Source organism: Mycobacterium sp. GA-1285 (assembly GCF_001499905.1).
In the GTDB taxonomy this organism is placed as follows: domain Bacteria; phylum Actinomycetota; class Actinomycetes; order Mycobacteriales; family Mycobacteriaceae; genus Mycobacterium.
In genome coordinates this window covers 217,954-243,131 of sequence record NZ_LQIS01000034.1, presented here as the reverse complement: position 1 = coordinate 243,131, position 25,178 = coordinate 217,954, and the positions used below count along the sequence as shown (strand labels likewise).

The 25,178-nt window shown below is 67.3% G+C and carries 27 protein-coding genes; 11 read left to right on the top strand and 16 right to left on the bottom strand.

From position 1 onward, the window contains the following. Window positions 1–189: 189 nt before the first annotated feature. A complete protein-coding gene (locus AU193_RS17225) occupies window positions 190–1,527 on the top strand; it encodes a PhoH family protein (RefSeq protein WP_172798344.1) in 1,338 nt (445 codons plus the stop codon). A 59-nt stretch (window positions 1,528–1,586) separates the two neighbouring features. Here the strand turns inward: AU193_RS17225 and AU193_RS17220 are convergent, their stop codons facing one another. The 4 genes from AU193_RS17220 to glpX all read right to left on the bottom strand — a co-directional run bounded on the left by AU193_RS17220 (window position 1,587) and on the right by glpX (window position 7,288). Beyond that, a complete protein-coding gene (locus AU193_RS17220; RefSeq protein ID WP_064423567.1) occupies window positions 1,587–1,808 on the bottom strand; it encodes a hypothetical protein in 222 nt (73 codons plus the stop codon). A gap of 82 nt (window positions 1,809–1,890) precedes the next feature. After that, window positions 1,891–4,689, bottom strand: coding sequence for a LuxR family transcriptional regulator (locus AU193_RS17215; RefSeq protein WP_064423566.1), 2,799 nt, complete (start codon window positions 4,687–4,689; stop codon window positions 1,891–1,893). Between the two features lie 122 nt (window positions 4,690–4,811). Beyond that, window positions 4,812–6,236 (bottom strand): class II fumarate hydratase, encoded by a 1,425-nt coding sequence (locus AU193_RS17210; RefSeq protein ID WP_064423565.1) that lies wholly within the window; start codon window positions 6,234–6,236, stop codon window positions 4,812–4,814. Window positions 6,237–6,259: 23 nt separating this feature from the next. Continuing rightward, window positions 6,260–7,288, bottom strand: coding sequence for a class II fructose-bisphosphatase (gene glpX, locus AU193_RS17205; RefSeq protein ID WP_064423564.1), 1,029 nt, complete (start codon window positions 7,286–7,288; stop codon window positions 6,260–6,262). Window positions 7,289–7,342: 54 nt separating this feature from the next. On the opposite strand from glpX, the gene AU193_RS17200 reads away from it, so the two are divergent. Continuing rightward, window positions 7,343–8,017 (top strand): DUF4245 domain-containing protein, encoded by a 675-nt coding sequence (locus AU193_RS17200; RefSeq protein ID WP_371259230.1) that lies wholly within the window; start codon window positions 7,343–7,345, stop codon window positions 8,015–8,017. Between the two features lie 105 nt (window positions 8,018–8,122). Next, window positions 8,123–8,950, top strand: a complete 828-nt coding sequence (locus AU193_RS17195; RefSeq protein ID WP_064423563.1) for a dienelactone hydrolase family protein — start codon at window positions 8,123–8,125, stop codon at window positions 8,948–8,950. Here the strand turns inward: AU193_RS17195 and AU193_RS17190 are convergent. From AU193_RS17190 to AU193_RS17155, 8 genes are all read right to left on the bottom strand, one after another. Continuing rightward, window positions 8,931–10,118, bottom strand: a complete 1,188-nt coding sequence (locus tag AU193_RS17190; RefSeq protein ID WP_064423562.1) for an AI-2E family transporter — start codon at window positions 10,116–10,118, stop codon at window positions 8,931–8,933. The genes AU193_RS17195 and AU193_RS17190 overlap by 20 nt on opposite strands. 11 nt (window positions 10,119–10,129) lie before the next feature. Then, window positions 10,130–10,954 (bottom strand): SDR family oxidoreductase, encoded by an 825-nt coding sequence (locus AU193_RS17185; RefSeq protein ID WP_064423561.1) that lies wholly within the window; start codon window positions 10,952–10,954, stop codon window positions 10,130–10,132. After that, window positions 10,951–11,727, bottom strand: coding sequence for an SDR family NAD(P)-dependent oxidoreductase (locus AU193_RS17180; protein WP_064423560.1), 777 nt, complete (start codon window positions 11,725–11,727; stop codon window positions 10,951–10,953). The genes AU193_RS17185 and AU193_RS17180 overlap by 4 nt, the downstream gene beginning before the upstream one ends. 221 nt (window positions 11,728–11,948) lie before the next feature. Beyond that, window positions 11,949–12,674, bottom strand: coding sequence for an alpha/beta fold hydrolase (locus AU193_RS17175; RefSeq protein ID WP_064423615.1), 726 nt, complete (start codon window positions 12,672–12,674; stop codon window positions 11,949–11,951). A gap of 58 nt (window positions 12,675–12,732) precedes the next feature. Continuing rightward, entirely contained in the window at window positions 12,733–13,845 is a 1,113-nt protein-coding gene (locus tag AU193_RS17170; RefSeq protein ID WP_064423559.1) for an NAD-dependent epimerase/dehydratase family protein, read from the bottom strand. Window positions 13,846–13,908: 63 nt separating this feature from the next. Then, window positions 13,909–14,121 carry an exodeoxyribonuclease VII small subunit gene (locus AU193_RS17165; RefSeq protein WP_064423558.1) on the bottom strand — a complete coding sequence of 71 codons (213 nt, stop codon included), beginning with the start codon at window positions 14,119–14,121 and terminating at the stop codon, window positions 13,909–13,911. Then, complete coding sequence (gene xseA, locus AU193_RS17160) at window positions 14,118–15,356, bottom strand: exodeoxyribonuclease VII large subunit (protein ID WP_064423557.1); 1,239 nt, start codon at window positions 15,354–15,356, stop codon at window positions 14,118–14,120. Before xseA ends, AU193_RS17165 begins: the two co-directional genes overlap by 4 nt. Window positions 15,357–15,378: 22 nt before the next feature. Beyond that, on the bottom strand, window positions 15,379–15,948 hold the full coding sequence (locus AU193_RS17155) for a lipid droplet-associated protein (RefSeq protein WP_064423556.1): 570 nt from the start codon (window positions 15,946–15,948) through the stop codon (window positions 15,379–15,381). A gap of 73 nt (window positions 15,949–16,021) precedes the next feature. On the opposite strand from AU193_RS17155, the gene AU193_RS17150 reads away from it, so the two are divergent. Continuing rightward, window positions 16,022–17,023 carry a 4-hydroxy-3-methylbut-2-enyl diphosphate reductase gene (locus AU193_RS17150; protein WP_064423555.1) on the top strand — a complete coding sequence of 334 codons (1,002 nt, stop codon included), beginning with the start codon at window positions 16,022–16,024 and terminating at the stop codon, window positions 17,021–17,023. On the opposite strand, the gene AU193_RS17145 is transcribed toward AU193_RS17150, so the two are convergent. After that, complete coding sequence (locus tag AU193_RS17145) at window positions 17,020–18,159, bottom strand: DUF6542 domain-containing protein (RefSeq protein WP_064423554.1); 1,140 nt, start codon at window positions 18,157–18,159, stop codon at window positions 17,020–17,022. The genes AU193_RS17150 and AU193_RS17145 overlap by 4 nt on opposite strands. An 84-nt stretch (window positions 18,160–18,243) precedes the next feature. On the opposite strand from AU193_RS17145, the gene ychF reads away from it, so the two are divergent. After that, window positions 18,244–19,317 carry a redox-regulated ATPase YchF gene (gene ychF / locus AU193_RS17140; RefSeq protein WP_064423553.1) on the top strand — a complete coding sequence of 358 codons (1,074 nt, stop codon included), beginning with the start codon at window positions 18,244–18,246 and terminating at the stop codon, window positions 19,315–19,317. Here ychF and AU193_RS23235 read toward each other — a convergent pair. Next, entirely contained in the window at window positions 19,269–19,736 is a 468-nt protein-coding gene (locus AU193_RS23235) for a hypothetical protein (protein ID WP_156425261.1), read from the bottom strand. The genes ychF and AU193_RS23235 overlap by 49 nt on opposite strands. 67 nt (window positions 19,737–19,803) lie before the next feature. Between AU193_RS23235 and AU193_RS17130 the strand changes: the two genes are divergently transcribed. The 4 genes from AU193_RS17130 to AU193_RS17115 all read left to right on the top strand — a co-directional run bounded on the left by AU193_RS17130 (window position 19,804) and on the right by AU193_RS17115 (window position 22,407). Further along, window positions 19,804–20,169 (top strand): DUF1801 domain-containing protein, encoded by a 366-nt coding sequence (locus AU193_RS17130; protein ID WP_064423551.1) that lies wholly within the window; start codon window positions 19,804–19,806, stop codon window positions 20,167–20,169. 200 nt (window positions 20,170–20,369) lie between these two features. Then, a complete protein-coding gene (locus AU193_RS17125) occupies window positions 20,370–20,855 on the top strand; it encodes an SRPBCC family protein (protein ID WP_064423550.1) in 486 nt (161 codons plus the stop codon). A 160-nt stretch (window positions 20,856–21,015) separates the two neighbouring features. Next, entirely contained in the window at window positions 21,016–21,291 is a 276-nt protein-coding gene (locus AU193_RS17120; RefSeq protein WP_064423549.1) for a WGxxGxxG family protein, read from the top strand. Window positions 21,292–21,702: 411 nt separating this feature from the next. Beyond that, window positions 21,703–22,407 carry a DUF2993 domain-containing protein gene (locus AU193_RS17115; RefSeq protein ID WP_156425260.1) on the top strand — a complete coding sequence of 235 codons (705 nt, stop codon included), beginning with the start codon at window positions 21,703–21,705 and terminating at the stop codon, window positions 22,405–22,407. 40 nt (window positions 22,408–22,447) lie between these two features. Here AU193_RS17115 and AU193_RS17110 read toward each other — a convergent pair whose 3' ends face one another. Next, on the bottom strand, window positions 22,448–23,125 hold the full coding sequence (locus AU193_RS17110; protein ID WP_064423548.1) for a hypothetical protein: 678 nt from the start codon (window positions 23,123–23,125) through the stop codon (window positions 22,448–22,450). Between the two features lie 42 nt (window positions 23,126–23,167). On the opposite strand from AU193_RS17110, the gene AU193_RS23385 reads away from it, so the two are divergent. Beyond that, window positions 23,168–23,341 carry a hypothetical protein gene (locus AU193_RS23385; RefSeq protein ID WP_172798338.1) on the top strand — a complete coding sequence of 58 codons (174 nt, stop codon included), beginning with the start codon at window positions 23,168–23,170 and terminating at the stop codon, window positions 23,339–23,341. Here the strand turns inward: AU193_RS23385 and AU193_RS17105 are convergent. Continuing rightward, complete coding sequence (locus tag AU193_RS17105; RefSeq protein WP_064423547.1) at window positions 23,323–24,108, bottom strand: adenylate/guanylate cyclase domain-containing protein; 786 nt, start codon at window positions 24,106–24,108, stop codon at window positions 23,323–23,325. The genes AU193_RS23385 and AU193_RS17105 overlap by 19 nt on opposite strands. Before the next feature lie 25 nt (window positions 24,109–24,133). On the opposite strand from AU193_RS17105, the gene AU193_RS17100 reads away from it, so the two are divergent. Next, window positions 24,134–25,090 carry a hypothetical protein gene (locus tag AU193_RS17100; RefSeq protein ID WP_064423546.1) on the top strand — a complete coding sequence of 319 codons (957 nt, stop codon included), beginning with the start codon at window positions 24,134–24,136 and terminating at the stop codon, window positions 25,088–25,090. Window positions 25,091–25,178 lie beyond the last annotated feature (88 nt).

The window sequence follows — 25,178 nt, the reverse complement described above, 5'->3', positions numbered from 1 at the left end:
ACACTACGGCGCGCCTGCACGGCGCATGTGCCGCAACGGGAGTAGCGTCGTTTTCGATGGCTAGCGACGTGCTTTGCTGTCCGGGCGGTACCCGATCGTTGCGATCACGAGAGGGCCGGCCCCGGCCCTGGTGCCGCAGTGTCCGCCGACGGTTCGCGGGGGACCCGCGGATACCAGGAGCGCTACGTGATCGATTCGCAGGGCCGGCGGAGCCGGCAATCCAGCCCGAGCCGGACCTATGTGCTCGACACCTCCGTGCTGTTGTCAGATCCCTGGGCCTGCACACGCTTTGCCGAGCACGAGGTCGTGGTCCCGCTGGTTGTGATCAGCGAACTCGAAGCCAAGCGGCACCATCATGAGCTCGGCTGGTTCGCGCGTCAGGCCCTGCGGCTGTTCGACGATCTGCGGCTCGAACACGGTCGGCTCGATCAGCCGATTCCCGTTGGCGCACAAGGTGGGTCGTTACACGTCGAGCTGAACCACAGCGATCCTTCGGTGCTTCCCGCCGGTTTCCGCACCGACAGCAACGATGCGCGGATCCTCACGGTCGCGGCCAATCTCGCCGCCGAGGGCAAGCACGTCACGCTGGTCAGCAAGGACATTCCGCTACGCGTGAAGGCGGGTGCCGTCGGGTTGTCGGCCGACGAGTATCACGCGCAAGACGTCATCACATCCGGGTGGACGGGTATGGCCGAAATCGATGTCATGTCCGACGAGATCGACACGTTGTTCGCCGAGGGCGAGATCGACTCGGAGGCGGCCCGAAATCTGCCGTGCCACACCGGTATTCGAATGCTCGGCGGTACGTCGCACGCCCTGGGCCGGGTGACTCCGGAGAAGCGGGTGCAGTTGGTGCGCGGCGACCGGGAGGCGTTCGGACTGCGCGGTCGCTCCGCCGAACAGCGGGTGGCGTTGGACCTGTTGCTCGACGAGTCGGTCGGCATCGTCTCGCTCGGCGGGAAGGCGGGCACGGGCAAGTCGGCGCTGGCGTTGTGCGCCGGACTGGAGGCCGTGCTGGAACGCCGCACGCAACGCAAGGTCGTGGTGTTCCGTCCGCTCTATGCGGTCGGCGGGCAGGACCTCGGCTACCTGCCCGGCAGCGAGAGCGACAAGATGGGCCCCTGGGCGCAGGCGGTTTTCGACACGCTGGAAGGACTGGCCAGCCCGGCGGTGCTCGAGGAGGTGCTCTCGCGCGGCATGCTCGAGGTGCTGCCGCTGACTCACATTCGCGGGCGCTCGCTGCACGACTCGTTCGTCATCGTCGATGAGGCCCAGTCGCTCGAGCGCAACGTGCTGCTGACCGTGCTGTCGCGTCTGGGTGCCGGTTCGCGCGTGGTGCTCACCCACGACGTCGCGCAGCGGGACAACCTTCGTGTCGGCAGGCATGACGGCGTCGCGGCGGTGATCGAGAAACTCAAGGGCCACCCCCTGTTCGCCCACATCACACTGCTACGCAGCGAGCGCTCGCCGATCGCCGCGCTGGTGACCGAGATGCTCGAGGAGATCAGCCCCGGCGCCCTGCCATGACGACGGTGGTTCGGGTGCACTCGCTGTCGCTGAAGCGATCGATAGTGCACCGAAGTCAGTCAACGGCGGCGGTTGCGGCGGACCAGGTACCAGCCGGCGGCCGCCGCGCCACCGAGCGCCACCACCCGGTCGGCGCGGCCGCCGCGCGGCAGGTCGAGTAGCGAAACCAGGCCCAGCACCGCAAATCCGGTGCCCAGGGCCGGCTGGCTGGTGGCCGTCGTGACCAGGGTGTTGGCGTGGTCGGTCACGGGCGCGGCCGCGGGAGCTTCGTCGAGACGCACCGGTCCTCCAGTCGATGGCGGGTGGCGGGACAGCGTTACGACCGTAAGTCCCGTGACCCGGCGGGAGGAATCGGGTGTTTCCCTATGCGTAGTCACCTGTTTGGGCCCCGCTCGGGCGACCGACGTGTCGACCCAGTTCGGCTCGCGACTTGATTCCCAGCTTGCGGTAGATGCGCGCGAGGTTGGCCTCGACCGTCTTGGGGCTGATGAACAGCGCGGCCGCGACGTCTCGATTCTTCATTCCGGTCGCGACGAGTTCTGCGACCCGCTGCTCGGACGGCGTCAATTCGCCGCTGCGCTGTGGCCCGGCGCTCGCACGCGAGAACTCCGCGGACGCCTTGACCGCCCACAGGGGGATGTTGAGACGCTCGAATACCTCGAAGGCCTCCCGAAGGTGCGCCGACGCCGATTCTTTCTTGCGTTGCCTGCGTTCGATCTGGCCTAGGGTCAGCAGCGTCCGTGCGCGCTCGAAAGGCATCGGCAGCCGGTCGTGTACGGCCATCGCCCGTTGCGCCGCCTTGTGAGCGGCGCCCAGGTCACCGCGCGCGGCCAGCAGCATGGCACGTGATCGCGCACCCATCGCGAGCATCCACTCCCGATTCAATCTGCGGCCGTTGTTTTCCAGGGCGGCGGTGAGCTGTTCTGCCTCCACGAGGCGGTCGAGATGTACCAGTGCCTCGATCGCGTCCGGCAGGTAGGCGGCATTCGGCAGTTCGGTCGGCGTGGTGTCGGGGTCGAACTCCGAGAGCATCGGTTGAAGAGCGGCCGCGGCGGCTTCGTAGTCGCCCAGCGAGACCTCCAGGAACCCGAGCGTGGTGCGCACCCGGTCCGCCATTCGCAACGTGCCGGTCTGCCTGGCACATTCGAGGGCATCATCGATTGCCCGGCGGGCGGACTCCTCGTGGCCGGCGAGTGCGGCCAGCTGAGCCCGCAAGCTCCGGGTCAGGAACTGCGCGGTGTTGCCCCCCAGCTGCCGGGCCTTCTCCACGGCATCCTCGGCGACCAGGTTGGCCATGACGAAGTCACCGCGCGCGATCGCGTTCGTCACGACGTGCTGCGAGACGAAGACGTGCTCACCCTCCTCGCCCTTCTCCAGGCAGCGCGCACGAATCTGGTCCACGACGCCGCGCGCTTCGTCGAGCCGGCCGGTCCACTCCAGCAGCAGGGCGTGCTGCATGACGGGCCGAAAGACCAATGGTGCGTACGCCTCGGGGTCCTCCAGTCGAAGCGCTCGCTGCAACGTCTCTTCGTCGTAGCCGTGGCCGGCGGCGAACCGCAGTATGACCAGCATCCCGAGCGCCATGCTGAGCAGATGCGGCTGGTCGAGGTGCTCCGCGGTGGCGACCGCCAGGGCGGCGGTTTCCAGGCTCTGCTCTAGCTGGTTGGCGTGGAAAAGTGTGTACGCCAACGTGATCAAGGTCTGGACGCGCAGTGCGTGGTTGTCGTGTACCTCGTCGAGCGCCTCGCGCAGCAGGCGAGCGCTCTCGATGAAGCCGTCCCCGTACAGCCGCACCACCGCCAGTCGGCTCAACGCTTCCGCACGCAGTGCGCCCGTGGGCAGTCGTTCGACGGCCTCCGCGAGAACCGCCGCCGCGCGCTCCTGCTCCCCGGCGTCGAAATGGTGCAGCGCCGAGCGCAGCATCCGCTCCGCGGTGTCACCGCCGAGGCCGATGGCCAGATCCACCAGTTCGGCCGCCGCGGCGGGTGCTCCGCGCACCCGCGCCGATTCCGCCGCCATGTCGAGCGCCTCCAGCGTGACGTCGTCGCCCTTGGTGGCGGCCAGCGCGAGGTGTCGGGCACGGAGTTCGGGTTCGTCGACGATCTCGGCGAGCCGGCGGTGCATCGACCGGCGGCGGCCGGGAGACGCCTCGGTGTAGACCCCGCTGGCCAGCAGTGGATGTGTGAACCGGATGCGGTTGCCGTCGATCACGACGATGCCCTTGGCCTCGGCGACCTCCAGCAATCCGACCAGCCGGTCCGCGTCGCCCGTCGTCGCATCCGACACCACCTCCACCGTCGGCACGGCAAGGCACGAAGCGGCCAGTAATGCGTCGTGGACATCGGATTCGAGGCTGCCCAGCCTGGTCCGCACCACGTCGGCCAGGGTGCCGGGCAGCGACGAGTCGACACTCGTCGAGTGGTCGAGGGAACGGGCCAATTCGATCGCGTAAAACGGGTTCCCGCCCGACACCTGATGGATCCTGTCGATGGTGGGACGTGAGAAGGGCCGTCGCAACCGTGCCGAGACCGCCCGATGCAGATCCTGAATGTTCAACGGATGCAATCGGATTCGATTCAGGGCGTCGGGCCGGGACAACTGCAGCCAGTCGTCGCCCCCACCGTCGCCTGCTTCGGTACGGAGGCTGGCCAGTACTCCGGTGCGCCCAGTGAGCCGCCGTATCGCAAAGGAGATGACGTGCCGGCTCGACGGGTCGAGCCATTGCAGGTCGTCGATGGCCAACAGGACGGGACGGTCGTCGCTGAGTCGTTCGACCACCGAGAGAAACGCCGCGGCCACCGCACGCTGATCGGTCACCGCACCGTTGTCCGCACGCAGCAGCACCTGGTCGACGGCGAGCAGTTGCGGTGTCGGCAGGTCGGCCCACGTGCGGGTGTCGGCCTCCTCGAGCATGTCGGCCAGTGCGGTGTACGCGAGCACCGACTGCGCAGCCGCCGGGCGGGTCGACAGGACGTGGAATCCGCGCTGTTGCGCCTGCTTGACCGCGGCCGACCACAGCGTCGTCTTGCCGATCCCCGGTTCGCCCTCGATCAGCAACGCCGACGGGCCCTGCGCGACCGAGTCCAGGAAGCCAACGACCGCGCGCCGGTGCGTCGACTGGGCGATCACAACGTCCCCCGCGTCCCCCGCGTCCCCCGGCATATCCCCTCAGAATCGGAGCTGAGCCCTACAGCTGACGAGACCCGTATACCCCTTACCGGCCGCGCTGACCCATCACGCGAGCCAGTTCCGCGGCGGCCAGGTACGACGGAGAGCGAACGCGCTTAACGCTCGTCGTCTCTCACCTTGGCCATCGCCAACACATCGAGGCGCTGGTCCAGTTCCTCCTCGGACAGCGTGTCGCCGATCAGGCCCCGATCGATGACGGTCTGACGGATGGTCTTCTTCTCCTTGAGCGCCTGCTTCGCGACTGCGGCCGCCTCCTCGTAGCCGATCGCCGAGTTCAACGGCGTGACGATCGACGGGGACGACTCGGCCAGCTCACGGAGCCGGTCCTCGTTGGCGACCAACCCGTCGATGCAGCGCTCGGCGAACAGCTTCGACGAGTTGGTCAGGATCTTGAACGACTCGAGGATGTTGCGGGCCATCATCGGGATGTACACGTTCAGCTCGAACGCCCCGTTGCCCCCGCCCCACGCGATCGCAGCGTCGTTGCCGATCACCTGCGCGGCCACCTGAGTGACGGCCTCGGGAATGACCGGGTTCACCTTGCCCGGCATGATCGAGCTACCCGGCTGAAGATCCGGCAGCTGAAGCTCACCGAGCCCGGTCAGCGGTCCCGAGCCCATCCACCGGATGTCGTTGGCGATCTTGGTCAGCGACACGGCGATGGTGCGCAGCGCACCCGACGCCTCGACCAGCCCGTCGCGGGCCGCCTGAGCCTCGAAATGATTTGCGGCGACCTGCAATTCCGCCAGGCCGGTCTGCTCACGCAGCACGGCGACGACACGCTCGTCGAAGTCGTCGGGCGCATTGAGGCCGGTGCCCACCGCGGTGCCGCCGATGGCAAGTTCGCCGAGCCGGGGGAGGGTCGCCTTCACCCTTTCTATGCCGGCTTCGACCTGACGGGCGTAACCGCTGAACTCCTGGCCGAGCGTCACCGGCACGGCGTCCATCAGGTGGGTGCGCCCGGACTTGACGACGGTACGCCACTGCCGAGCCTTGGCAGCCAGCGACTCGTGCAGCACCTCGAGCGCGGGAATGAGATGGCGCACAGCAGCTTCCGTCGCGGCGATGTGCGTCGCCGTCGGGAAGGTGTCGTTCGACGACTGCGACATGTTGACGTCGTCGTTGGGGTGCACGGTCACGCCGTTGCGCGCCGCGATGCCGGCGATCACCTCGTTGGTGTTCATGTTGGAGCTGGTGCCCGAACCGGTCTGGAAGACGTCGATGGGGAACTGGTCGTCGTGCTGACCGTCGGCGATCTCACCGGCCGCGGCGATGATCGCGTCGGCCTTGTCGGCTGCGAGCAGGCCGAGGTCCTTGTTGACCTGCGCGCAGGCACCTTTCAACAGGCCGAGGGCGCGGATCTGGGTGCGCTCGAGGCCGCGCCCGGAGATCGGGAAGTTCTCCACCGCGCGCTGCGTCTGCGCGCGCCACAGCGCATTGGCCGGCACCCGGACCTCGCCCATGGTGTCGTGCTCGATGCGGTACTCGGTCTCGGCTGCGCTGTCGGAGTCGACGCTCATGAATGTCCTTACTTGTCTGGTGGTTACGGCAGCGGGTAGACGGCGTTGCTGTCGCCGGTGAAGTCGATCGCGGAGTATTCGCTGAGTTTGGACAGCCGGTGGTAGGCCTCGATCATCCGCACGGTGCCCGACTTGGAGCGCATGACGATCGACTGCGTGGTGCAGCCGCCGCTGTAGAAATGCACGCCCTTGAGCAGGTCGCCGTCGGTGACGCCGGTGGCGCAGAAGAAGACGTTGTCGCCTGAGACCAGGTCCTCGGTGGTCAGCACGCGGTCCAGGTCGTGGCCGCGGTCGATGGCCTTCTGTCGTTCCTCGTCGTCCTTGGGGGCCAACTGGCCCTGGATGGCGCCGCCCATGCAGCGGATTGCGGCCGCGGCGATGATGCCCTCCGGTGTACCGCCGATACCGGCGAGCATGTCGGTGCTGGTGTTGGGGCGGCACGCAGAAATGGCGCCCGCGACGTCGCCGTCGGTGATCAGCCGGCACCGCGCGCCGGCCTCCCGGACATCGGCGATCAGCTGCTGATGGCGCGGCCGGTCCAGGATGCACACGGTCAGGTCGGAGACCGACACGTTCTTGGCCTTGGCCACCCGGCGGATGTTCTCCCCGATCGGGGCGGTGATGTCGATCGCGTCGACCGCCTCGGGCCCGACCGCGAGCTTGCTCATGTAGAACACCGCGGAGGGGTCGAACATAGTGTCGCGTTCGGAGACGGCGAGCACAGAGATCGCGTTGGACAGGCCTTTGCTCATCAACGTGGTGCCGTCGATCGGGTCCACGGCGAAATCGCACTCCGGTCCGTCGCCGTTGCCGACCTCTTCGCCGTTGTAGAGCATCGGCGCGTTGTCCTTCTCGCCCTCGCCGATCACCACCACGCCGCGCATCGTCACCGAGTTCACCAGCTCGCGCATGGCGTCGACGGCCGCACCGTCGCCGCCCTCCTTGTCACCGCGGCCGACCCAGCGGCCCGCGGCCATCGCGCCTGCCTCGGTTACTCGGACGAGCTCGAGCGCGAGATTTCGATCTGGGGCTTCACCACGGGTCGGACTCATGGCCCAGATTGTCCCATTAGCCGGTCCACGTTCGGGAGCTGGGATACTGGCTGAGTGACCACGCAACAGGCTCCCGAGCCGCGCCGGCCATCTGTCCCCGGCCGACCGGCTCCGGCCGCCAAGTCACGGCTGCTGCATGACGGCCGGGACATGTTCTGGTCGATGGCGCCGCTGGTTCTGGCCTGCATCGTGTTGGCCGGGATGCTGGGGATGTGCTCGTTTCAGGGCTCGGGGCCCGGTGCGGGCCCCGTCCCATCCTTCGACGCGCCCGCGGCCTTGCGTGCCGACGCCGACGCGCTGAAGATCCCGATCCGGATCCCGCCCCTGCCCGAGGGCTGGCAGTCGAACTCAGGTAGCCGCAACGGCATCGAGGCCGGTCGCACCGACCCCGCGACGGGGCAATTGCTGCGGGCCGTCAGCTCCACCGTCGGCTATCTCGCGCCGAGCGGAATGTATGTGAGCCTCACCCAGAGCAACGCCGACGAGGAGAAGCTGGTCGGCTCGCTCGACTCCGACGTCGTGCCCACCGGGGTGCAGGACGTCGACGGCGTGAAGTGGGTGGTCTACGAGGGCGACGACGACGGTAAACCCGCCGAACCGGTGTGGACGACCCGGCTGGCCGGTCCGGGCGGACCGGCGCAGATTGCGCTGACCGGCGCCGCGGATGCGGGCGAATTCCGTACGCTGGCGGCGGCGACGCAGACCGCGGCGCCGCTGCCCTACGCGTAGGAGTGGGCGTGGTTCGTTCGGCGAGATTGCACCCACGCAGCCCGCTTCCCGCACTTTCTCTGCATGGTTTCAATCTCGCGTAACGAGCGAACTGGAGAAGCGCCCATGACCGCACCGGACCCTGATGTCGCCGCCGGGGCGGCACCGGAAGCCGACCTCACCGGATGGGCCGCCGCGCCCTTCACCGCCGCCGGGTACACCCACGACGTCTACCGCAAGGGTGAGGGCCCGGGCGTGGTGCTCATCCCCGAGATGCCCGGCGTGCACCCCGGCGTGCTCGCGCTCGGCAACCACCTCGTCGAAGCGGGGTTCACCGTCGCGATTCCGTCGTTGTTCGGCACGCCCGGTGCACCGCCGATGCGGCCGGGCATGGTGCCGGTCATGCTGCGCGGTTGTGTGGCAAGGGAATTCGCCGCATTCGCCACCAACGCCGACCGCCCCGTCGCGCATTACCTGCGCGCACTGGCCCGCGACCTCAACGAGCAGACCCCGGGCAAGGGCGTCGGGGTCATCGGCCAGTGCTTCACCGGTGGCTTCGCCCTGGCCGCGGCGGTCGACGACAGCGTCCTCGCGCCGGTGCTGAGCCAGCCGTCGCTGCCGTTGCCGCTGACCGCCAAGCAGCGCCGCGACCCGGGGCTGTCGGAGGCCGAGCTGAAGGTCGTCGAACGCCGCGCCGCCGACGAAGGGTTGTGCGCGCTGGGATTGCGCTTCAGCAAGGACCCGCTGGTGCCCGCGGCACGCTTCAAGACGCTCAAGGACCGGCTCGGTGATGCGTTCGAGGTGATCGAGATCGACTCGGGCAAGGGCAATGAACACGGATTCGGCGCGATGGCTCACTCGGTGCTAACGCTGGAACTGCGCCACCAGGAGGGTCACCCGACCGACGCGGCACTCAAGCGCGTGGTCGCGTTCCTTAAGGAACGGCTGGTTTAGGTTCGCCCTCGGCTTGCTTTCTGGCCCGCGCCTCCTTGATGCGACGGCCCAACCACCAGAACGGGTTTCGGCGCTTGGGCTTTTCGTCGGCGGAGTCGGGCCGCCGCATCGGCACGCCCTTGTACTCCTCGAGGTAGACGCTGATCGTGGTGACGATGACGATCATCACCACCGGCCCGATCACGATGCCCCACGCGCCGAACATGCTGATTCCGGCGAACACGGCGAGCAGCATCAGCGCGGCGTCGAGGCGGGCCTCGCGCGGCACCAGGATGGGCCGCAGGAAGTTGTCGATGTTGGTCACCACGATCAGGTGGAACAGGATCACGAAGACGCCGCCGAAGACGTTGCCGAACAGGATCATTCCGACACCGAACGGGATCGTGACGATGCCGCTGCCCAAGGGGATGACCGACAACGCCGACAGCAGCACGGCGAACAGGAAGAAACCCTGATGGAAGCCGGCCAGGTAGATCGACGCGGCGCCCGCGACACCCTGGCAGACCGCGATGACGAACTGGCCCATCACGGTGCCCTTGACCATCGCGCCCATCTTCGCCATGTAGACGTCGGTGATCCCTTCGCCGAGAGGGTTGAGTTGGCGGATCATCGTCACCACGCGTTCGCGGTTCGTCAGCAGCGACACGAACACGTAGACGAACAGGATCGCGGCGGTGATCCCGCCGAACAGGCCGCCCGCCGCGCCCTGCAGCAGGCCGAGCAGCCACTGGCCGGCCTCCTGGGCGACCCGCGCCATCGAACTCCGCAGCGATTCCGGGGTGACCGTCGTGTCGATGTAGGGCACGCGGCGCAACAGGTCGTTGACGAACTGCAGCGCCCGATCCCCGAGCGCGGACAGGTCGGTGCGGCCGACCCACTCGGCCGCCCGCTCGACCATGGTCGTGATCTGCACGACCGCGAGCGTGACGAACAGGCTCAACGGCACGATCACCGAAGCGAACGCGGCGAGCACGGTCAGCGTCACCGACAGTCCGCGCCCCATCCGCCTGTTGAGCCGCGTGTACAGCGGTGAGAACAGGTAGGCGGCCACCGCGGCCACCACGATGAGAATGAAGAACCCGCGCAGGAAGTACGCGCCGAAACCGATCGCGACGACGGTCGCGACGGCCAACGCCCGGCGTTGAGGCAGCGAGAACTCGGTACTCATTGCCGCTATGTCTACAGCGTGTGCCGGGCTTGCGCTTGTTTGGCGCGCTGGTCGGCGATGAACCGCATCGACACCCGGTTCATCAGGGCCGGTGCGAGCCGCGCGAACATCCACTGTGCATGCGCGATGCGAGGTTTGACCAGGATCGGCTTGTTCTTCTCGACCGCGCGCAGGACGTCGCGGGCCAGCCGGTCCGCGTCGTAGGGCTTGCCGCCCTGAGCCTGCAGGAAGTAGTCGCGGCCGACGAAGCCGCCGACGGCACCCTTGTCGAGGATCGGGGTCTCGACCGCGGCGGGGCACACGGCTAGCACCCCGACGCCGCGCTCGGCGGCCTCCGAGCGCAGGGCCAGGCTGAGCCCGACAACCGCATGCTTGGTCATCACGTAGCTGGTCACCTGCCCGGCCGCGGTCAGGCCCGCCATCGACGCGGTGTTGACGATGTGGCCGTGCCCCTGACGCACCATCAACGGATAGGCGGCCGCGACCCCGTGCACCACGCCGCGGATGTTGACGTCGATGATCGCGTTCCACTGCTCCAGCGTCAGCAGTTCGGTGTCGCCGCCCCAGACGATGCCGGCGTTGTTGAACATCAAATCCAGGCGTCCGGCCCGGTCCACCACGGCGTCGACGGCGGCTTGTACCGCCTCCGCGTCCGTGACGTCCAGGCGTGCAGCGTGCGCCCTTTCGCCGAGGCCGGCCGCCGTGCGCTCGGCCGCGTCGGCGTCGATGTCGGTGCACACCACCTCGGCGCCCGCGGCGACCAGCGCCCGGCACAAAGCGGCGCCGATACCCGAACCGCCACCGGTGACGAGGGCCTGCTTTCCATCGAAACTCATTGGGAGTCCGCCAGTTTCATGACGTGGCCCATCACATCGGGGTAGCGCTTCAGGTGGGCGCCGCCGTTGAGGTCGAGCACCTCACCGGTCAGCCAGGACGCTTTCGGCGAGCACAGGTACAGCACCGCTTCGGCGATGTCCTCGGGTGTGCCCGCGCGGCCCAGCGCGGTGTTCTCGACGTACTCCTCGACGACGCCGGGGACCGCCGCGGCGGGGGCGGTCAGCGGCGTGTGCACGAAGCCGGGCGCCACGGCGTTGACGCGGATGCCGCGCGGTCCCCACTCGAGCGCGGCAACCTGGGTGAGCATCGACAGGCCCGCTTTGGCGGCGCAGTAGGCGCTCATCCCGGCTGCGGGTTGGCGCCCGTTGAGTGAGCTGATCGACACGAGTGCGCCGCCCTCGCGCAGCGTGCGGCCCGCGTGCTTGGCGACGATGAACGCGCCGTTGAGGCAGACGTCGACGACCGCGCGGAAGTCCTCGACAGCGAGTTCGGTGATCATCCCGACGTTGCTGAACCCCGCGCAGTTGACGACGACGTCGAGCGGCCCGGTCTGGTCGAACAGGGCCTGCACCGACGCCTCGTCGGTGACCTCGACGCGGGCGGCGGTGTGAGGGTCACCGAGTTCGGCGGCGCGCTCGCGGGCCCCGTCGATGTTGCGGTCGGCGAGCGTGACACGGTCGCCTTCGGCGGCCAGCGCGCGGGCCGTCGCCCAACCGATACCCGACGCCGCACCGATCACCACCGACTCCCTGGCCGGCCGCCGGTTGCTCATACAGTTGCCCTTTCGACGGCGAGTGGAACGCGTTTCAACTTAGCGCTTCGAGCGTCGGCCCGACCGGTGAGCGATCTGAAGATGAGCGAGTCCTCGGGGAATTCGACCGCGTCGCGCGATGACGCCGACCCCCGTCTAGTGTGCAACCAGATCGCTAAATCGCGGCTGTACTACGGTTTCGGCGATCTCAGCGCACACTAGACGCGTGCCGGTGGGGCGGCTCAGGCTTCGACGGCGTCGACCGCGTCGATGTGTGCGCGCACCAGCGCTGGATAACGCTCGCGGTCGGGACGGAAGATGTCGTGCGGCGAGTCGGCGAACACATGCAGCGACGCCGAGGGGAACAACTCCCGATACCGGTCCCAGGCGGCGTCGGAGATCAACGGGCTGTTCGGGCTGCGTACCACCAGCAGCGGCGGTTGCCACCGCGCGAGCGGTTCCCAGAAGGACTGCTCGCGCGCGGCGCGAAAGATCGCCTCTCCCGCCGCCCGGTTCACCCGTTCGTGCACCGGGGTGCCACGCCATCGGCCGTCCAGCAGGAACGTGGAGACCTCCTCCGCAAGCGTGATCTCCTCCGGCACGTAGTCGCCGATCGAGATCGAACGGACCCTCTCGCGATTCGCAAGAGCCCACGTCAGCGCGTAGGGGGTGCCCCGGGAGAACGTCATCAGGTGGACAGGGCCGTCGGTGACCGCGTCGACCACCGCACCGACGTCGCCTCCGAGAATCGCTGAGTCGTAACCGCTTTCGGGTGAAGTGCTGCGTCCGTGCCCGCGTAGGTCGACGACCACCGCTCGTCGGCCCAACAGTGGGAGCACCTCGACGTAGTCGTCGGCGACGTCGGTGAAGCCGGGTACGAAGACAATCGGTGCTCCCCGGTCGGGGCCGCCGGAGTCGAGGTAGTGCAGACGAGCACCCGCGTTGACCGTGAACCGTGATGCGACCATCACCACCACCTTGCCCGGTGCCATCGCCCAGCGCTCAGTTATGTACGCGGCGAGCGCCTCAGCCCTCGGGTGGGGCGCTCGCGGCGACCTTGACCGTCGGTTCCTTCGACGCGTTCTTCATCTGATGGAAGAGGTCGACGTAATACGGCAGGCACTCGGCCATCGCCTCTTCGGTGGTGAACAACGGCCGGTATCCCAGGTCGCGTTCGGCCTTGGCGATCGAGAAGTAGTTGTCGAGGTAAAGCCGTTCCACTCCAGTGGGTTCGATCATCGGCTTGGGTATCCCCAACCGGAAGTGCAGCCACTGCCAGACGGTCATGGCGAACCACACCAGGCGACCGGGCACGCGCATCTTCGGATACCGCTGGCCGCACGCCTCGACGACGGGTCTCGAGAACTCGAACATGTTGATCGGTTCGCCGTCGTTGATGAAGTACGCCTGTCCGGGAGCGGTGCCACCCGGGACGAGATGCTGGGCGGCGAGGATGAAACCGTGAATCAGGTTGTGCACGTAGGAGTTGTCGAGCTTGGCGTTCTTGCTGCCGACGAGAACCTTGACATGTCCGGCCAGCACGCTCTCGAAGACCTTGCGGAACATCGTCTGGTCCCCGCGACCCCAGATGCCGCTGGGGCGGATCGAGCAGGTCAGCAGGCCGTCGACGCCGTTGGCGGCCAGCACGAACTTCTCCGCGGCGACCTTCGTCTCGGTGTACAGGTCATTGAATCGCTTCGTGTAGGGCAAGGTCTCGTCACCGCCGGAGATAGGCTTGCCCGCCATCACGACGCTGTTCGATGCGGTGTAGACGAAGCGCTTGACACCGGCCGCGCGGGCGGCCCGCACGAGGTTTTCGGTGCCGGTGACATTGATCGCGAAGCTGCGCTTGCGGTACTCCTCGGTGGCCGACGCGCCGCCCATCAGATCGATGATCGCCGCGGTGTGGAACACGGTGTCGATGCCGGCGACGGCCGTTGCCACGGTCTCGGCGTCGCAGATGTCGCCTTCGACGGTCTCGAGCCGGGGCTGCGCCGGCAGCGGCGACGGGGCCCGGTCGAAGGAGCGGACCTCGTATCCACGGTTGAGCAGTTCGGCCACCAGGTTGGCGCCGACGAATCCTGAGCCGCCGGTGACGAGCACCCGGCCCAGTTCGGTGGTCAGCGTTGAATCACCCATAGCGAGCAGACTAACTGAAACGTGTTACAGTTTCGACCCCTTGAGAAGCGAATCGTTGCCGTGTCAACTTTCGTCGGTGTCTTTTGCCGCCAGGGCGTCCTCGATGCGCTTGCGGGCCCCAGCTAAGTGCTCTTCACAGCGTTTAGCGAGCTCTTCGCCCTGCTCCCACAGCTTCAGCGACGTATCCAGGTCGAGACCTCCCTGCTCGAGCTGCTGGACGACCGCGACCAGTTCTTCGCGCGCTTCCTCGTATCCCAGTTCACTAATGGGCTTCATTTCTCCGCCCCTTCCCGTCCCTCGCTGATCGCGGTGATCGCTCCGTCCGCCACCCGCACACGCAGTCGCACACCCTTGGCGGCGTCCGCGGTGGTGCGCAGTACCTCGGCGCCCGGCATGGTCTGTACGACGGCGTAGCCGCGCGCCAGGGTCGCTGCCGGGCCCAGTGTGCTCAACCGCGCCGACAGATGTCCGATGCGATCGGTCTCGGTGGCCACCAGCCGGGTGACGTCGCGGCGGGCGGTGATACGCAGGCGGTCGACCTCGTCGGCGCGCGCGGTGATCGCCGCCAGTGGCTGCGCCAGGACGGGCCTGCTGCGCAACTGATCCAGGGCATGCTGCTCACGGTGCACCCAGTTGCGTAACGCGCGGCCACCTCGACGGCACAGATCGGTGATGTACGCCTGCTCGGCGGCGGCGTCGGGAACGATGCGCTTGGCGGCGTCGGTCGGCGTCGCGGCGCGCACGTCGGCGACCAGGTCGCACAGCGGGTTGTCGGGTTCGTGTCCGATCGCACTGACCACCGGAGTGGTGCATTTGGCGATCTCGCGGCACAGCGTCTCGTCGTAGAAGGGCAGTAGGTCCTCGACGCTGCCGCCGCCGCGGGCGATGACGATCACGTCGACGTCGGGATCGTCGTCGAGTCCGCGCAGCGCCTCCACCACCTGCGGCACCGTGTTCGGACCCTGCACCGCGGTGTTGCGAACCGCGAACCGCACGGCGGGCCAGCGACCGGTGGCCACCGATATTACGTCGTGTTCGGCGTGGCTGCCCCGGCTGGTGATGAGCCCGACGGTGTTCGGCAGGAACGGAATCGGCCGCTTGAGCCGCGGGTCGAAGAGTCCCTCGGCGTGCAACAGTTGCCGTAGGCGTTCGATGCGTGCCAACAGCTCGCCGACGCCCACCGCGCGAATCTGGTTGACCCGCAAGGAGAACGATCCCCGGCCGACGAAGAAGTTCGGCCGTCCCAGCATGACCACCCGGGTGCCCTCGGTGAGTTTCACCGGCGCATTGAGCACCAGCTCGCGTGGGCACGTGATCGACAACGACATGTCGACCGACGGGTCACGCAGGGTGATGTAGGCGGTGCTGGAGTTCGGCCGCGTCGACAGCTGGGCGACCTGCCCTTCGACCCAGACCGTTCCCAGTCGTTCGATCCAGTCCTTGATCTTCATCGAGACCGACCGGACCGGAAACGGGTTCTCCGGCGACTGGCCCTGCTCGAGGTCCGTCATATTCCCAGCCCCGCTGGGGTCCTCACCTGGCGGACGCGCGGGTGATCCTGTTGGCGAGCAGCGTCTGGAACGGCGCGCGGCCCTTGGTGGCCTCCTCGTAGGCCAGCAGCGCCTCGAGGTCGGCCACGCGCAGTGTGTTCAGCCGCGCCCGCAACTGAGCCAGCGTCAGCGACTCGTAGTCGAGTTCGTTGACGATCTCGGGGGCCTCACCGATCGCCAGGCCTTCGTCCTCGCCGTTCTGCTCGGTGGAAGGCTGTGGCTCAGCGTTGCTGAACAGCGCGAAGCGGCCCTCGGTCATCCGCTCGCCGTCGCCGGGGGTATCGGAGCCTTCTGTGTCGGAGTCGTCGAGGTCCTCGTCGAAGGTGGCCCATTCGGGCTGCTCGTCCTTGGGCGGGAAGATCGACTCGAGGGTCTCGTCCCCCTTGTTGACCAGGTCGGCGACGTCCTGCTGAAACTTCATCACCAGGTGCGCGAGAGAACTGACGACGGTCATCGGGTACATCAGGATGGTGTGGGGCAGCTTGCGGGTTTCCTCGATGGCGGTTACCGCCGCGCCGACCAGCAGACGGACCCCATACGGTGCGGTTGCCATGGGCACAGCCTACGGGCGACGTCTCGGCTGGGACGAACGGCCTTGGAACGGCACTGTGCGTACCCTTGGAGTCATGCCGCCGACAATCAACATGGGGATTCCGGGCGCCTCGAGCTCGGTCGCCGGTGGCGTGACCGGCAAACGCGTACTGCTGGCCGAACCGCGCGGGTACTGCGCGGGAGTGGATCGCGCCGTCGAAACCGTCGAGCGTGCGCTGGACAAACACGGCGCCCCGGTCTACGTGCGCCATGAGATCGTGCACAACCGGCACGTCGTCGAAACGCTGGCCAAGGCGGGAGCCGTCTTCGTCGACGAGACCGACGAGGTGCCCGAAGGTGCGATCGTGGTGTTCTCCGCTCACGGCGTGGCGCCCACCGTGCACCAGACCGCCAAGGAGCGCGACCTCAAGGTCATCGACGCGACCTGTCCGCTGGTCACCAAGGTGCACAACGAGGCCAAGCGGTTCGCCAGGGACGACTACGACATCCTGCTGATAGGACACGAGGGCCATGAGGAGGTCGTCGGGACCGCCGGTGAGGCGCCCGACCACGTCCAGCTCGTCGACGGGCCGGATTCCGTCGACAACGTCACCGTGCGCGACGAGAGCAAGGTCATTTGGCTGTCGCAGACCACGTTGAGCGTCGACGAGACCATGGAGACGGTGCGCCGGCTGCGCGAGAGATTTCCGACCCTGCAGGACCCGCCCAGCGACGACATCTGTTACGCGACGCAGAACCGCCAGGTCGCTGTCAAGGCGATGGCCCCGGAGTGCGAGCTGGTGATCGTCGTCGGCTCGCGGAACTCGTCGAACTCCGTGCGCCTGGTCGAGGTCGCGTTGGGCGCCGGATCGGACGCGGCCCACCTGGTCGACTACGCCGACGACATCAACCCCGCATGGCTCGACGGCGTGACGACGGTCGGCGTCACCTCCGGCGCATCGGTACCGGAGATTCTTGTGCGCGGCGTGCTGGAGCGACTGGCCGAGTACGGCTACGACGTGGTGCAGCCGGTGACGACGGCCAACGAGACGCTCGTGTTCGCGTTGCCCAGGGAGATCCGTCCCGCCCGAAGCTAGATGTCGTACTCCCAGGAGTCGGCCTCCCAGCCGCGGGGAGCGTGGCGGCGGGTGCGGTACTCCGCGCGGTCGTCGGCTTCCTCGCCGCGGTAGCGCACCCGCGAGATCGGATGGTGCGTCCCGTTGCCCGACGCGTTGCCGTTGCTGACGCCGTTGCGGCCGTGCGGCTCGCGAGGCTGGTAGTCGTCGAAGCGACGGCGACGCTCGGGTCGGTCTGCGGTCCGGTCCACAGCCCGACGGTCGTAGCCGGCGCGGCGTTCGGACGGCGGAGGACCCGGTTGACGTGGGTTCGACGTGCGCGGCCTGCGGCGAGGCTCGGGCCCGGGCGGTGGCTCGGCGTGCCTGCCGTTGCGGGCGCGCCGCGGACGCTCGACGACCGGTTCGATGATCTCGGTGGCGGGCGGCCGCACATGACGGGACCGCGACGTGGTGCTGCGTCTGGCCGGCCGACCGTTGCGATTGGCTGCCGCCCTGCTGGTTCGTGACGACGTTCTGTCGGCACGCGCGGCCCGGGCGGACCGGCGCGCGGTGTCGGGACGCTTGCGGCGTGGCCGGGCGGCGACCTCGTCATCCTCGTCGCGGGGTTGGCGGGCGAACAACGACGAGATCTTGGCCGCCGACGCCGTCAACGCGGTCGCCACGGTCGCGGCAAACGCCGGTTTCGGCGCGTTGGTGTCCTCGACGGGTGGAGACGCGCGGCGGGCCGACATCCCGACGTACCAGCGGCACATGCCGATCAGCAGCACGGCCGCCGACGTGAAGAACATCAGGGGAAAGCGCTCGATCAACGGATAGCCGCAATTGATCGCCAGGTCCTTCACCCCGGTGAATCGGCCACCCGTGAACAGAAAGTAGGCGCCCGGCACGCTGACGAACAACAGCAGCGGCGGCTGGATGACCGCGGTGAACACCGCTTGCTGACGGACCGCCAGTACGACCGCCAGACAGCCGAGGACGTAGCACGCGGCGAACACGGAGCTCAGTTCCCTGCTGCCCGATCCAGCGTCGAACGCGAACCCGACCGTCGTCATGGTGACCGCGATCAGCACGGCGCCCCACCCGGGCACACCGGGGAAGTTGGGATGCGCGGAGCGGTGGTCGACGACGACGGCCGACCGTGCGCGCTGTGCTGACACAGGTAGACCGTACCGGCTTTCCCTCCGTGTGGCTGTCAGCGCGGTTCTGGCGTGCCCGTCACATTCTCCTAGACTCTGGACCCTGTGAGCTTGAACCTGGGAATCGTCGGCCTGCCGAACGTCGGGAAATCGACGCTGTTCAACGCGTTGACGCGAAACGACGTCCTCGCGGCCAACTACCCGTTCGCCACGATCGAACCCAACGAAGGTGTCGTCCCGCTGCCCGATCCGAGACTGGCCGAGCTCGCCAAGATGTTCGGCTCGGAGAAGATCGTTCATGCGCCGGTCACCTTCGTTGATATCGCCGGGATCGTCAAGGGCGCGTCCGAAGGCGCGGGGCTGGGCAACAAATTCCTTGCCAATATCCGCGAGAGCGACGCGATCTGCCAAGTGGTGCGGGTGTTCAGCGACGACGACGTGGCGCACGTCGACGGCCGCATCGATCCGAAGTCCGACATCGAGGTCATCGAGACCGAGCTGATCCTCGCGGACATGCAGACGCTGGAGAAGGCGCTGCCGCGGCTGGAGAAGGAAGCCAGGACCCACAAGGAACGTCGGCTGGCGTACGAGGCCGCCGTGGCTGCCCAGGAGGTACTGAACGGGGGAACCACCTTGTTCGCCGCCGGGGTCGATGCCGCACCGCTGCGCGAGTTGAACCTGCTGACCACGAAACCGTTCCTATATGTGTTCAACGCCGACGAGGCGGTGCTGACCGACGAGGCTCGTAAGGCGCAGCTGCGTGAGCTGGTCGCGCCCGCCGACGCCGTCTTCCTGGACGCGAAGATCGAGGCCGAACTGCAGGAGCTCGACGACGAGTCCGCCGCCGAGTTACTCGAGTCGATCGGCCAGACCGAACGAGGACTGGATGCATTGGCGCGGGCCGGTTTTCACACGCTGAAGCTGCAGACGTTTCTAACCGCGGGACCGAAAGAGGCCCGCGCGTGGACGATTCACCAAGGCGACACCGCGCCGAAGGCGGCCGGCGTGATTCACACCGACTTCGAAAAGGGCTTCATCAAGGCCGAGATCGTCTCCTACGACGACCTGATCGAGGCCGGGTCGATGGCCGCGGCTAAGGCCGCCGGCAAGGTGCGGATCGAAGGCAAGGACTACATCATGGCCGACGGCGACGTGGTCGAGTTCCGGTTCAACGTGTAGGTCCCAGCGACCGCTTCCCGCTGGTTTCGGCTGGCCCCGCGGCATATCGTCGGACCATGATCGGTGACGAGGGGGCCGATGCCTTGGGCGCGGACGCGGCGGACGATCGCGACGTCGACCTCGCGGCGCGTGAGGAGGAACTTGCCCGCCGCGAGCATCTGGCTGACGAACGAGACCGTATCGCCGACGAACGGGAACACATTGCCGACGAACGCGAGCAAGCCGCTGACGATCGAGAGCGGCGCGCCGATGAACGTGAAGGCGCGACTGCGCAGCGGGAACGCGAGCGAGTGAGGCGCGCGGACGAACGCGTTGTGCGCGAGCAAGCCGCACAAAGGCGGGATAGTGCCGAAGTGGAGCGCGAGGCCGCCGAGATCGCGCGCGAGGTGGCCGAGACGCGACGCGGCAAAGGTTTTCACGGGCGGTGAAGAGCGGTACACGTCGCTTGGAATCGAGCTGGACCGGTGGGCCGTTAGATTCGTTGGTATGGCTGAAGACTGGCGCATAGACCGGGTTGACGAGATCCGGTCGTTGATCAAACAAGCCGAACCCGACGTCGTCGAGGAGATCAAGTGGCGTAAACCGTCCAATCCTGATGGCGTGCCGGCATTCTCGTTGGACGGGCTCATCTGCACGCTGGAGATGTACAAGGGCAAAGTCAAGGTGAACTTCGCCAAAGGCTCGTCCATCCCCGACCCCAACAACCTGTTCAACGCGAGCCTGCACGCACCAGTCGGACGGTCCATCGATCTAGGCGAACACGACGAGTTGGATCCGGAGGCGTTCAAGGCCCTGATCAACACGGCGGTCGAGGTCAACCGCAGCAAAAAGGCGGCCAAGCGCCGTAAGTGAGGTGCGTCGCGTGGCAGGCACGGCGGACCCCGCCACGCACGTGGAGATCAGCTCAGGGATGACGACCCGCACCGAACCGTCGCACACCTGATCCGGAAGGCTCGCGCCGTGTCGTGTCGCCCATGCGATGAGTTACAAGCCTTCGGACACACTACCGATCCCAAGAATCGACACCTACAGAGTCGGGTTGAATGTTGGGAATGGCACGCACCGATACCGCATCGCTGGTGGTCAAAGCACCACTGACCCGTGTCTTCGAAGCGCTCGTCGATCCCGACGCGCTCGTCGAATGGCTGCCTCCGACCGGGATGACCGGCCGGTTCGAACATTTCGACGCCCGTCCCGGCGGTTCCTACCGAATGGTGCTGACGTACACCGACCCGCCCGCGCGGGGCGGTAAAAGGAACCTCGACTCCGATGTCGTCGAGGGTCGCTTCGTCGCGATCGAAACCGATGACCGCATCGTCCAAGCTGTCGAATTCGCTTCGGAAGAACCGTCTTTCAGTGGAACGATGACCATGACGTGGACAGTGACCAGAGTCGACGGCGGAACGCGGGTCGAGTTGCACGCGGACGACGTTCCCGTCGGAATCTCGGCAGCAGACCACGCGGACGGGATGGCTTCCTCCCTGAACAATCTCGCCGCTTATCTCGCCAAGCGGCAGACCGTGTTCCGCCCGGAGTAACGATTCGCCGAAACCAACGATGCAATCTCGATGCATTCGCTGGCTCTCGAGTTTGAAGGGTTGAATCAGTTTCGTGTGGGTAAACCTGTGCCCGTGAGCTAGGGGGTGGGCAGGGTGCCCACGGAGTCCAATAGCTCCAGACACCGAAGGAGCATTAAGAATGCACAAGACAGTGGCAGTTGGCGCAGTGACTCTCAGTTTGCTGTTCGGCGGCGCCGGCGTGGCAAACGCAACCGATCTGACCGTGCCTGCAACAACCACCACGACGGTTGCTCAGGAAGTCGAGCACGAGCAGGAGAGCGACAACACCGGTCTGTGGGGACTCGCGGGGCTCCTCGGCCTGCTGGGCTTGCTCGGACTGAAGAAGCGCAAGGACGCGGACTACCCGGCCGTTCGCAACACCGGCACGACGAATCCGCCGCCGCCGCGCGCGTAGCGCATCAACGATCCACGGCCCCCGCCAGGTCACACGGCCTGGCGGGGGTTTCTCGAGTGTCGATAAGGCAGAATCGCGCACGTGACGCAGCCGCCGCACCGCCCGGGTCCGCCTGACTGGCGGGGCCGCGGCTCGGCCCAACCGAATCCAGCGCAGCGACGACCGCCGCCCCGGTCGCCAGAGCCACCCACGCAACCGGCCCCGGCGCAACAGGAGCGGCCGACCGAGCAGCTCCGCACACCGAGGGGACCTGCGAGTGCCGGTCCGACACAACGCATTCCACGGCCACCCTCACCCGCCGACATACGGCCAACCCAGCAGATCGAGCGGCCGGCACCCCCGCCGCCACCGTCGTTCGGGCCGACGCCGCCCGCAGGCGAGAAACCACGCCGTCGGCACGGCTTCAACAAGATGTCCGCCGTGCTGATCGCCGTCATCGTCGTCGCACTGCTCGCCGGTGGCCTGGCCGCCGGCGAGCTCTACGCCCGCAAGCGCGCGGACAGCATCCTGACCGAGGTCGCCGAGTGCGTGACCGAGGACGGCGTCGAGATCTCCTTCGGTGTGAACCCGCCGTTCCTTTGGCAACACATCACGGGGCACTACACCAACATCTCGGTCACCACCGACGGAAACCGCGTGCAGAGCGCCGACGGTATGACGGCAAAAGTCACCCTCGTCGATGTGCGGTTGCAGGACACGGGAGATTCCAAGGGCACCATCGGGTCCCTCGACGCGACTCTGAGCTGGAAATCCACCGGTATCAAGGACACCGTTGCCGCTAACCTGCCCGGTGTCGGCAATCTGGTCACGGGTGTGCGCACCGACCCCGCGGCGGGGACGGTGATCCTGGAGGCCGGCGACAACAGCGTCAGCGCCAAGCCGGTGGTGAGCGACGGCGACCTCAACCTGCAGGTCCTCGACGTCACCGGTCCGCTGCCCAGGGACGCCGTGCAGTCGGCGCTCAACGACCTGACCAAGAAGCTCAACGACAACTACCCGCTCGGAATCCACGCCGACAGCGTCGAGGTCACCGACTCCGGCGTCGTCGGCGAATTCTCGAGTCGCGATGCCGCCATCCCCAAGGAGGATGCCAACCCCTGCTTCGCCCGCCTCTGACTGCGGTCACGCAGATAGAGCGCATGGACGCGCCGGTCAGTCAGTCGAGGTCGACGGCGATCTCGGGGCTGAGTTGATAGCCGGGAGCAAGCGGCAGGCTGTCGCCGCTCCAGAACGAGCCGGGGTCGAACCAGTTGTAGTGCTTATCCGAGGTCAGCAGGCCCATCTCCTCATAGGTGATCGCGACGGTCTCCGCGCAGTACGCAGTCTGCAGCCCCACTTGGAGCCTCTCCTGTTTTCTGCGTAGCGCCGCGTCGCGAACCTGCCTGTGCACGAACGGAATTCCGCGGGTGAAGTCGGTGACGGCGAGACGCCCGCGGAACCACCGGCCGGTCAGCCGCGCGGTGCTCGGGAACGGTGTGCCGTCCATGCGGGCGACGACCTTCAACGCGCGGTCCTCCTGCTCGCGGTTGGCATACGGCGTGAGTTGTCGCAACCAGCAGCGCTGGTGATAGTTCGTGATCCACCGCTCCACCACCTGGCGGGCGTCGTTGAGCTGTACGCCCCGCTGGTTGCGGCCGGTCCACATGTCGGTCAGCTTGTCGCCGAGTTCTGCGTGCCAGATCAGCGGCGGAAGGTCTTCGATCGCGATCGTCATCCCGACGTGGTTCACCGGGCTGTTGGTCAGCGACTGGATCGCCCTGTCCGGCCCGGAGCGACCTCGGAACAACCACAGATCGCCGGTGCGGGTCGCCTCGAGCGCCTGCTCCAACGACACAGTGGTTGGTTTCACATCCGCAGCTTAGGCAGACTGAGCGCCATGCGCGGTATGTGGAAGTGGGTGGGGCTGGCGAGCATCGCGGGTGTCGTGGCGGGCGGAGTACTGGTCGCGCGCGATCAGCGCCGCCGCAATTCCTACACGCCCGAGGACATCAGGGCCCGGTTGCACCAGCGGGTCGGAGAGGCCAACGCCAGTCAGGATTCGACGGCATAGAGCCGGTGTGACCCGCTGAACCCCTTGAGCTGGGCGTCGCGGCCGCCGTCGAACGCGATGTCCTCGACATCGGCGAGCGCGTCGCGCACCACCTCGCTCACCAGTACCTCGCCGCCGTTGGCTTCGCCCGCCACCCGGGCGGCCATCGCGACGTTGCGCCCGAACAGGTCGTCGCCGCGGCGCACCGACTTGCCCATGTGGATCCCCATGCGAACGCGAATACCGTTGGGCGGCCGACGAAGTGAGCGCTGCACGTCCATGCTGCACCGCACCGCCTCCTCCGGTTGGGCGAAGGCGACCATGAATCCGTCGCCCTGGCTTTTCACCACGTAGCCCGAATGACTCTTCACGTGGCGGCGCACCATCTTGTCGTGGCGACCCAGCAACCGAACGAACGCGCGGTCACCGATGCGTTCGTTGAGCGCGGTCGAGTCCTCGATGTCGGAGAACAGGATCACCATCTTGCCGCTCGGCGAGAGCCGCGCCAGGTCCGGTCGTTCCACCTCCGCCCAGTCGGCAAGGTCTTCGATCGAGGATCGCACCGCCGCGCCGAGGCCGTCCTTGCGCAGGATATTCGCGGTCTGCCACACCTGCTTCACCGCTTCACGGCCGCCGCTGAGCAGCATATTCTTGGTGTCGAGGCGTCGGCGCGCCTCGTCTAGTTCCTCACGCTGGCGGGTGTGGCGGATCCACAGCACGGCCAGCGCGACGGCTTCGGCGGCCGCCACAATGGCCAGTACGTAGGCCGCGATCTGGGCACCGGTCACCCCTCAAGTATTGGATGCTGAACCGGTGACATCTCCGGAGCCCCCGTATTACGAGAGTCGCTATATCCGCGCCAACCATCCCGACTTGCCTCAGGCGCTGTGGCTTCGGGAAACGCTGCTGCTCCCCACGGCGGGGGAGGCGGCCGCAGAGGTGTGGGTGATGGTCTTCGACCCGGACCGCGCAGGGAACCTCGCGTTGAAGGAGCCGTATCCGATGGAGTCGGCCGATTACGGCTACGAGGAGTGGACCGCGCGCATCGCGGCGACCTTCCTCGACGATCGGTCAGCTGAGGGTGTGGTCACCGGTGGGCACCGCTCGGCGCGGTGGGACCTGCGCGTCACTCCGGGCGACGAAGCCCCGGTCAGGTTGCTCACCGACCGTGCCTACGCGGCCCGGTTTCCGACCGCCAAGACGACGGTGCGCCATCCCCTCGCGCGGTTCGACGGATTGCTCGAACTCGACGAGGTCCGCCTCGTTGTCGACGGCTGGACGGGAAGCGTCAACCACAACTGGGGCACTCGGCACACGCCGTCCTACGCGTTCGGACAAGTCTGCGGCTTCGACGACGCACCGGATACGACGCTCGAGATCGTCACTGCCCGAGCGGCACTCGGGCCGGTGCTGTTGCCCGGTGTGACGTTGTTCGTTTTCCGGCACGCCGGTCAGGAGTTCGCCGTGCGCTCGATCCGCGGCAGCCTGCAGACCCACGGCCACTACCGTCCGTTCGCATGGACGTTCGGGGGGCGGGTGGGTGACCAGATGATCGAGGGCGAGATCGTGACCGAACCGTCCGACGTGATCGGGCTGACGTACACCGATACCGACGGCGCGGCGAAGTACTGCTACAACTCCGCGATCGCCGACTGTCGAATCCAGGTGGCCGGCAAGCTGTTCGAACGCGCCGAACTCAGGGCGACCCGCCGTGCGATGTTCGAGATACTGACCGACACCCCTCACGAGGCGGTGCCGCTGCTGGCCTGACCCGAACGCTCGAGCCCCACAACGGTGACGCGCGTGGTCGAAACTGAGCTTTTGCACGAAGTTTCACGATTCCTTGACACAAAAGTTC

Excerpts from the sequence above, each read along its gene's own strand:
- AU193_RS17210 (WP_064423565.1), bottom strand. The coding sequence starts at position 6,236 with ATGAGCGTCGACTCCGACAGCGCAGCCGAGACCGAGTACCGCATCGAG.
- AU193_RS17215 (WP_064423566.1), bottom strand. The coding sequence starts at position 4,689 with ATGCCGGGGGACGCGGGGGACGCGGGGGACGTTGTGATCGCCCAGTCG.
- AU193_RS17190 (WP_064423562.1), bottom strand. The coding sequence starts at position 10,118 with ATGAGTACCGAGTTCTCGCTGCCTCAACGCCGGGCGTTGGCCGTCGCG.
- AU193_RS17170 (WP_064423559.1), bottom strand. The coding sequence starts at position 13,845 with ATGGGTGATTCAACGCTGACCACCGAACTGGGCCGGGTGCTCGTCACC.
- AU193_RS17195 (WP_064423563.1), top strand. The coding sequence starts at position 8,123 with ATGACCGCACCGGACCCTGATGTCGCCGCCGGGGCGGCACCGGAAGCC.
- AU193_RS17120 (WP_064423549.1), top strand. The coding sequence starts at position 21,016 with ATGCACAAGACAGTGGCAGTTGGCGCAGTGACTCTCAGTTTGCTGTTC.
- AU193_RS17185 (WP_064423561.1), bottom strand. The coding sequence starts at position 10,954 with ATGAGTTTCGATGGAAAGCAGGCCCTCGTCACCGGTGGCGGTTCGGGT.
- AU193_RS17165 (WP_064423558.1), bottom strand. The coding sequence starts at position 14,121 with ATGAAGCCCATTAGTGAACTGGGATACGAGGAAGCGCGCGAAGAACTG.
- AU193_RS17130 (WP_064423551.1), top strand. The coding sequence starts at position 19,804 with ATGGCTGAAGACTGGCGCATAGACCGGGTTGACGAGATCCGGTCGTTG.
- glpX (WP_064423564.1), bottom strand. The coding sequence starts at position 7,288 with ATGAGTCCGACCCGTGGTGAAGCCCCAGATCGAAATCTCGCGCTCGAG.
- xseA (WP_064423557.1), bottom strand. The coding sequence starts at position 15,356 with ATGACGGACCTCGAGCAGGGCCAGTCGCCGGAGAACCCGTTTCCGGTC.
- AU193_RS17125 (WP_064423550.1), top strand. The coding sequence starts at position 20,370 with ATGGCACGCACCGATACCGCATCGCTGGTGGTCAAAGCACCACTGACC.
- AU193_RS23385 (WP_172798338.1), top strand. The coding sequence starts at position 23,168 with ATGCGCGGTATGTGGAAGTGGGTGGGGCTGGCGAGCATCGCGGGTGTC.
- AU193_RS17115 (WP_156425260.1), top strand. The coding sequence starts at position 21,703 with ATGTCCGCCGTGCTGATCGCCGTCATCGTCGTCGCACTGCTCGCCGGT.
- AU193_RS17180 (WP_064423560.1), bottom strand. The coding sequence starts at position 11,727 with ATGAGCAACCGGCGGCCGGCCAGGGAGTCGGTGGTGATCGGTGCGGCG.
- AU193_RS17150 (WP_064423555.1), top strand. The coding sequence starts at position 16,022 with ATGCCGCCGACAATCAACATGGGGATTCCGGGCGCCTCGAGCTCGGTC.
- AU193_RS17155 (WP_064423556.1), bottom strand. The coding sequence starts at position 15,948 with ATGGCAACCGCACCGTATGGGGTCCGTCTGCTGGTCGGCGCGGCGGTA.
- AU193_RS17175 (WP_064423615.1), bottom strand. The coding sequence starts at position 12,674 with ATGGTCGCATCACGGTTCACGGTCAACGCGGGTGCTCGTCTGCACTAC.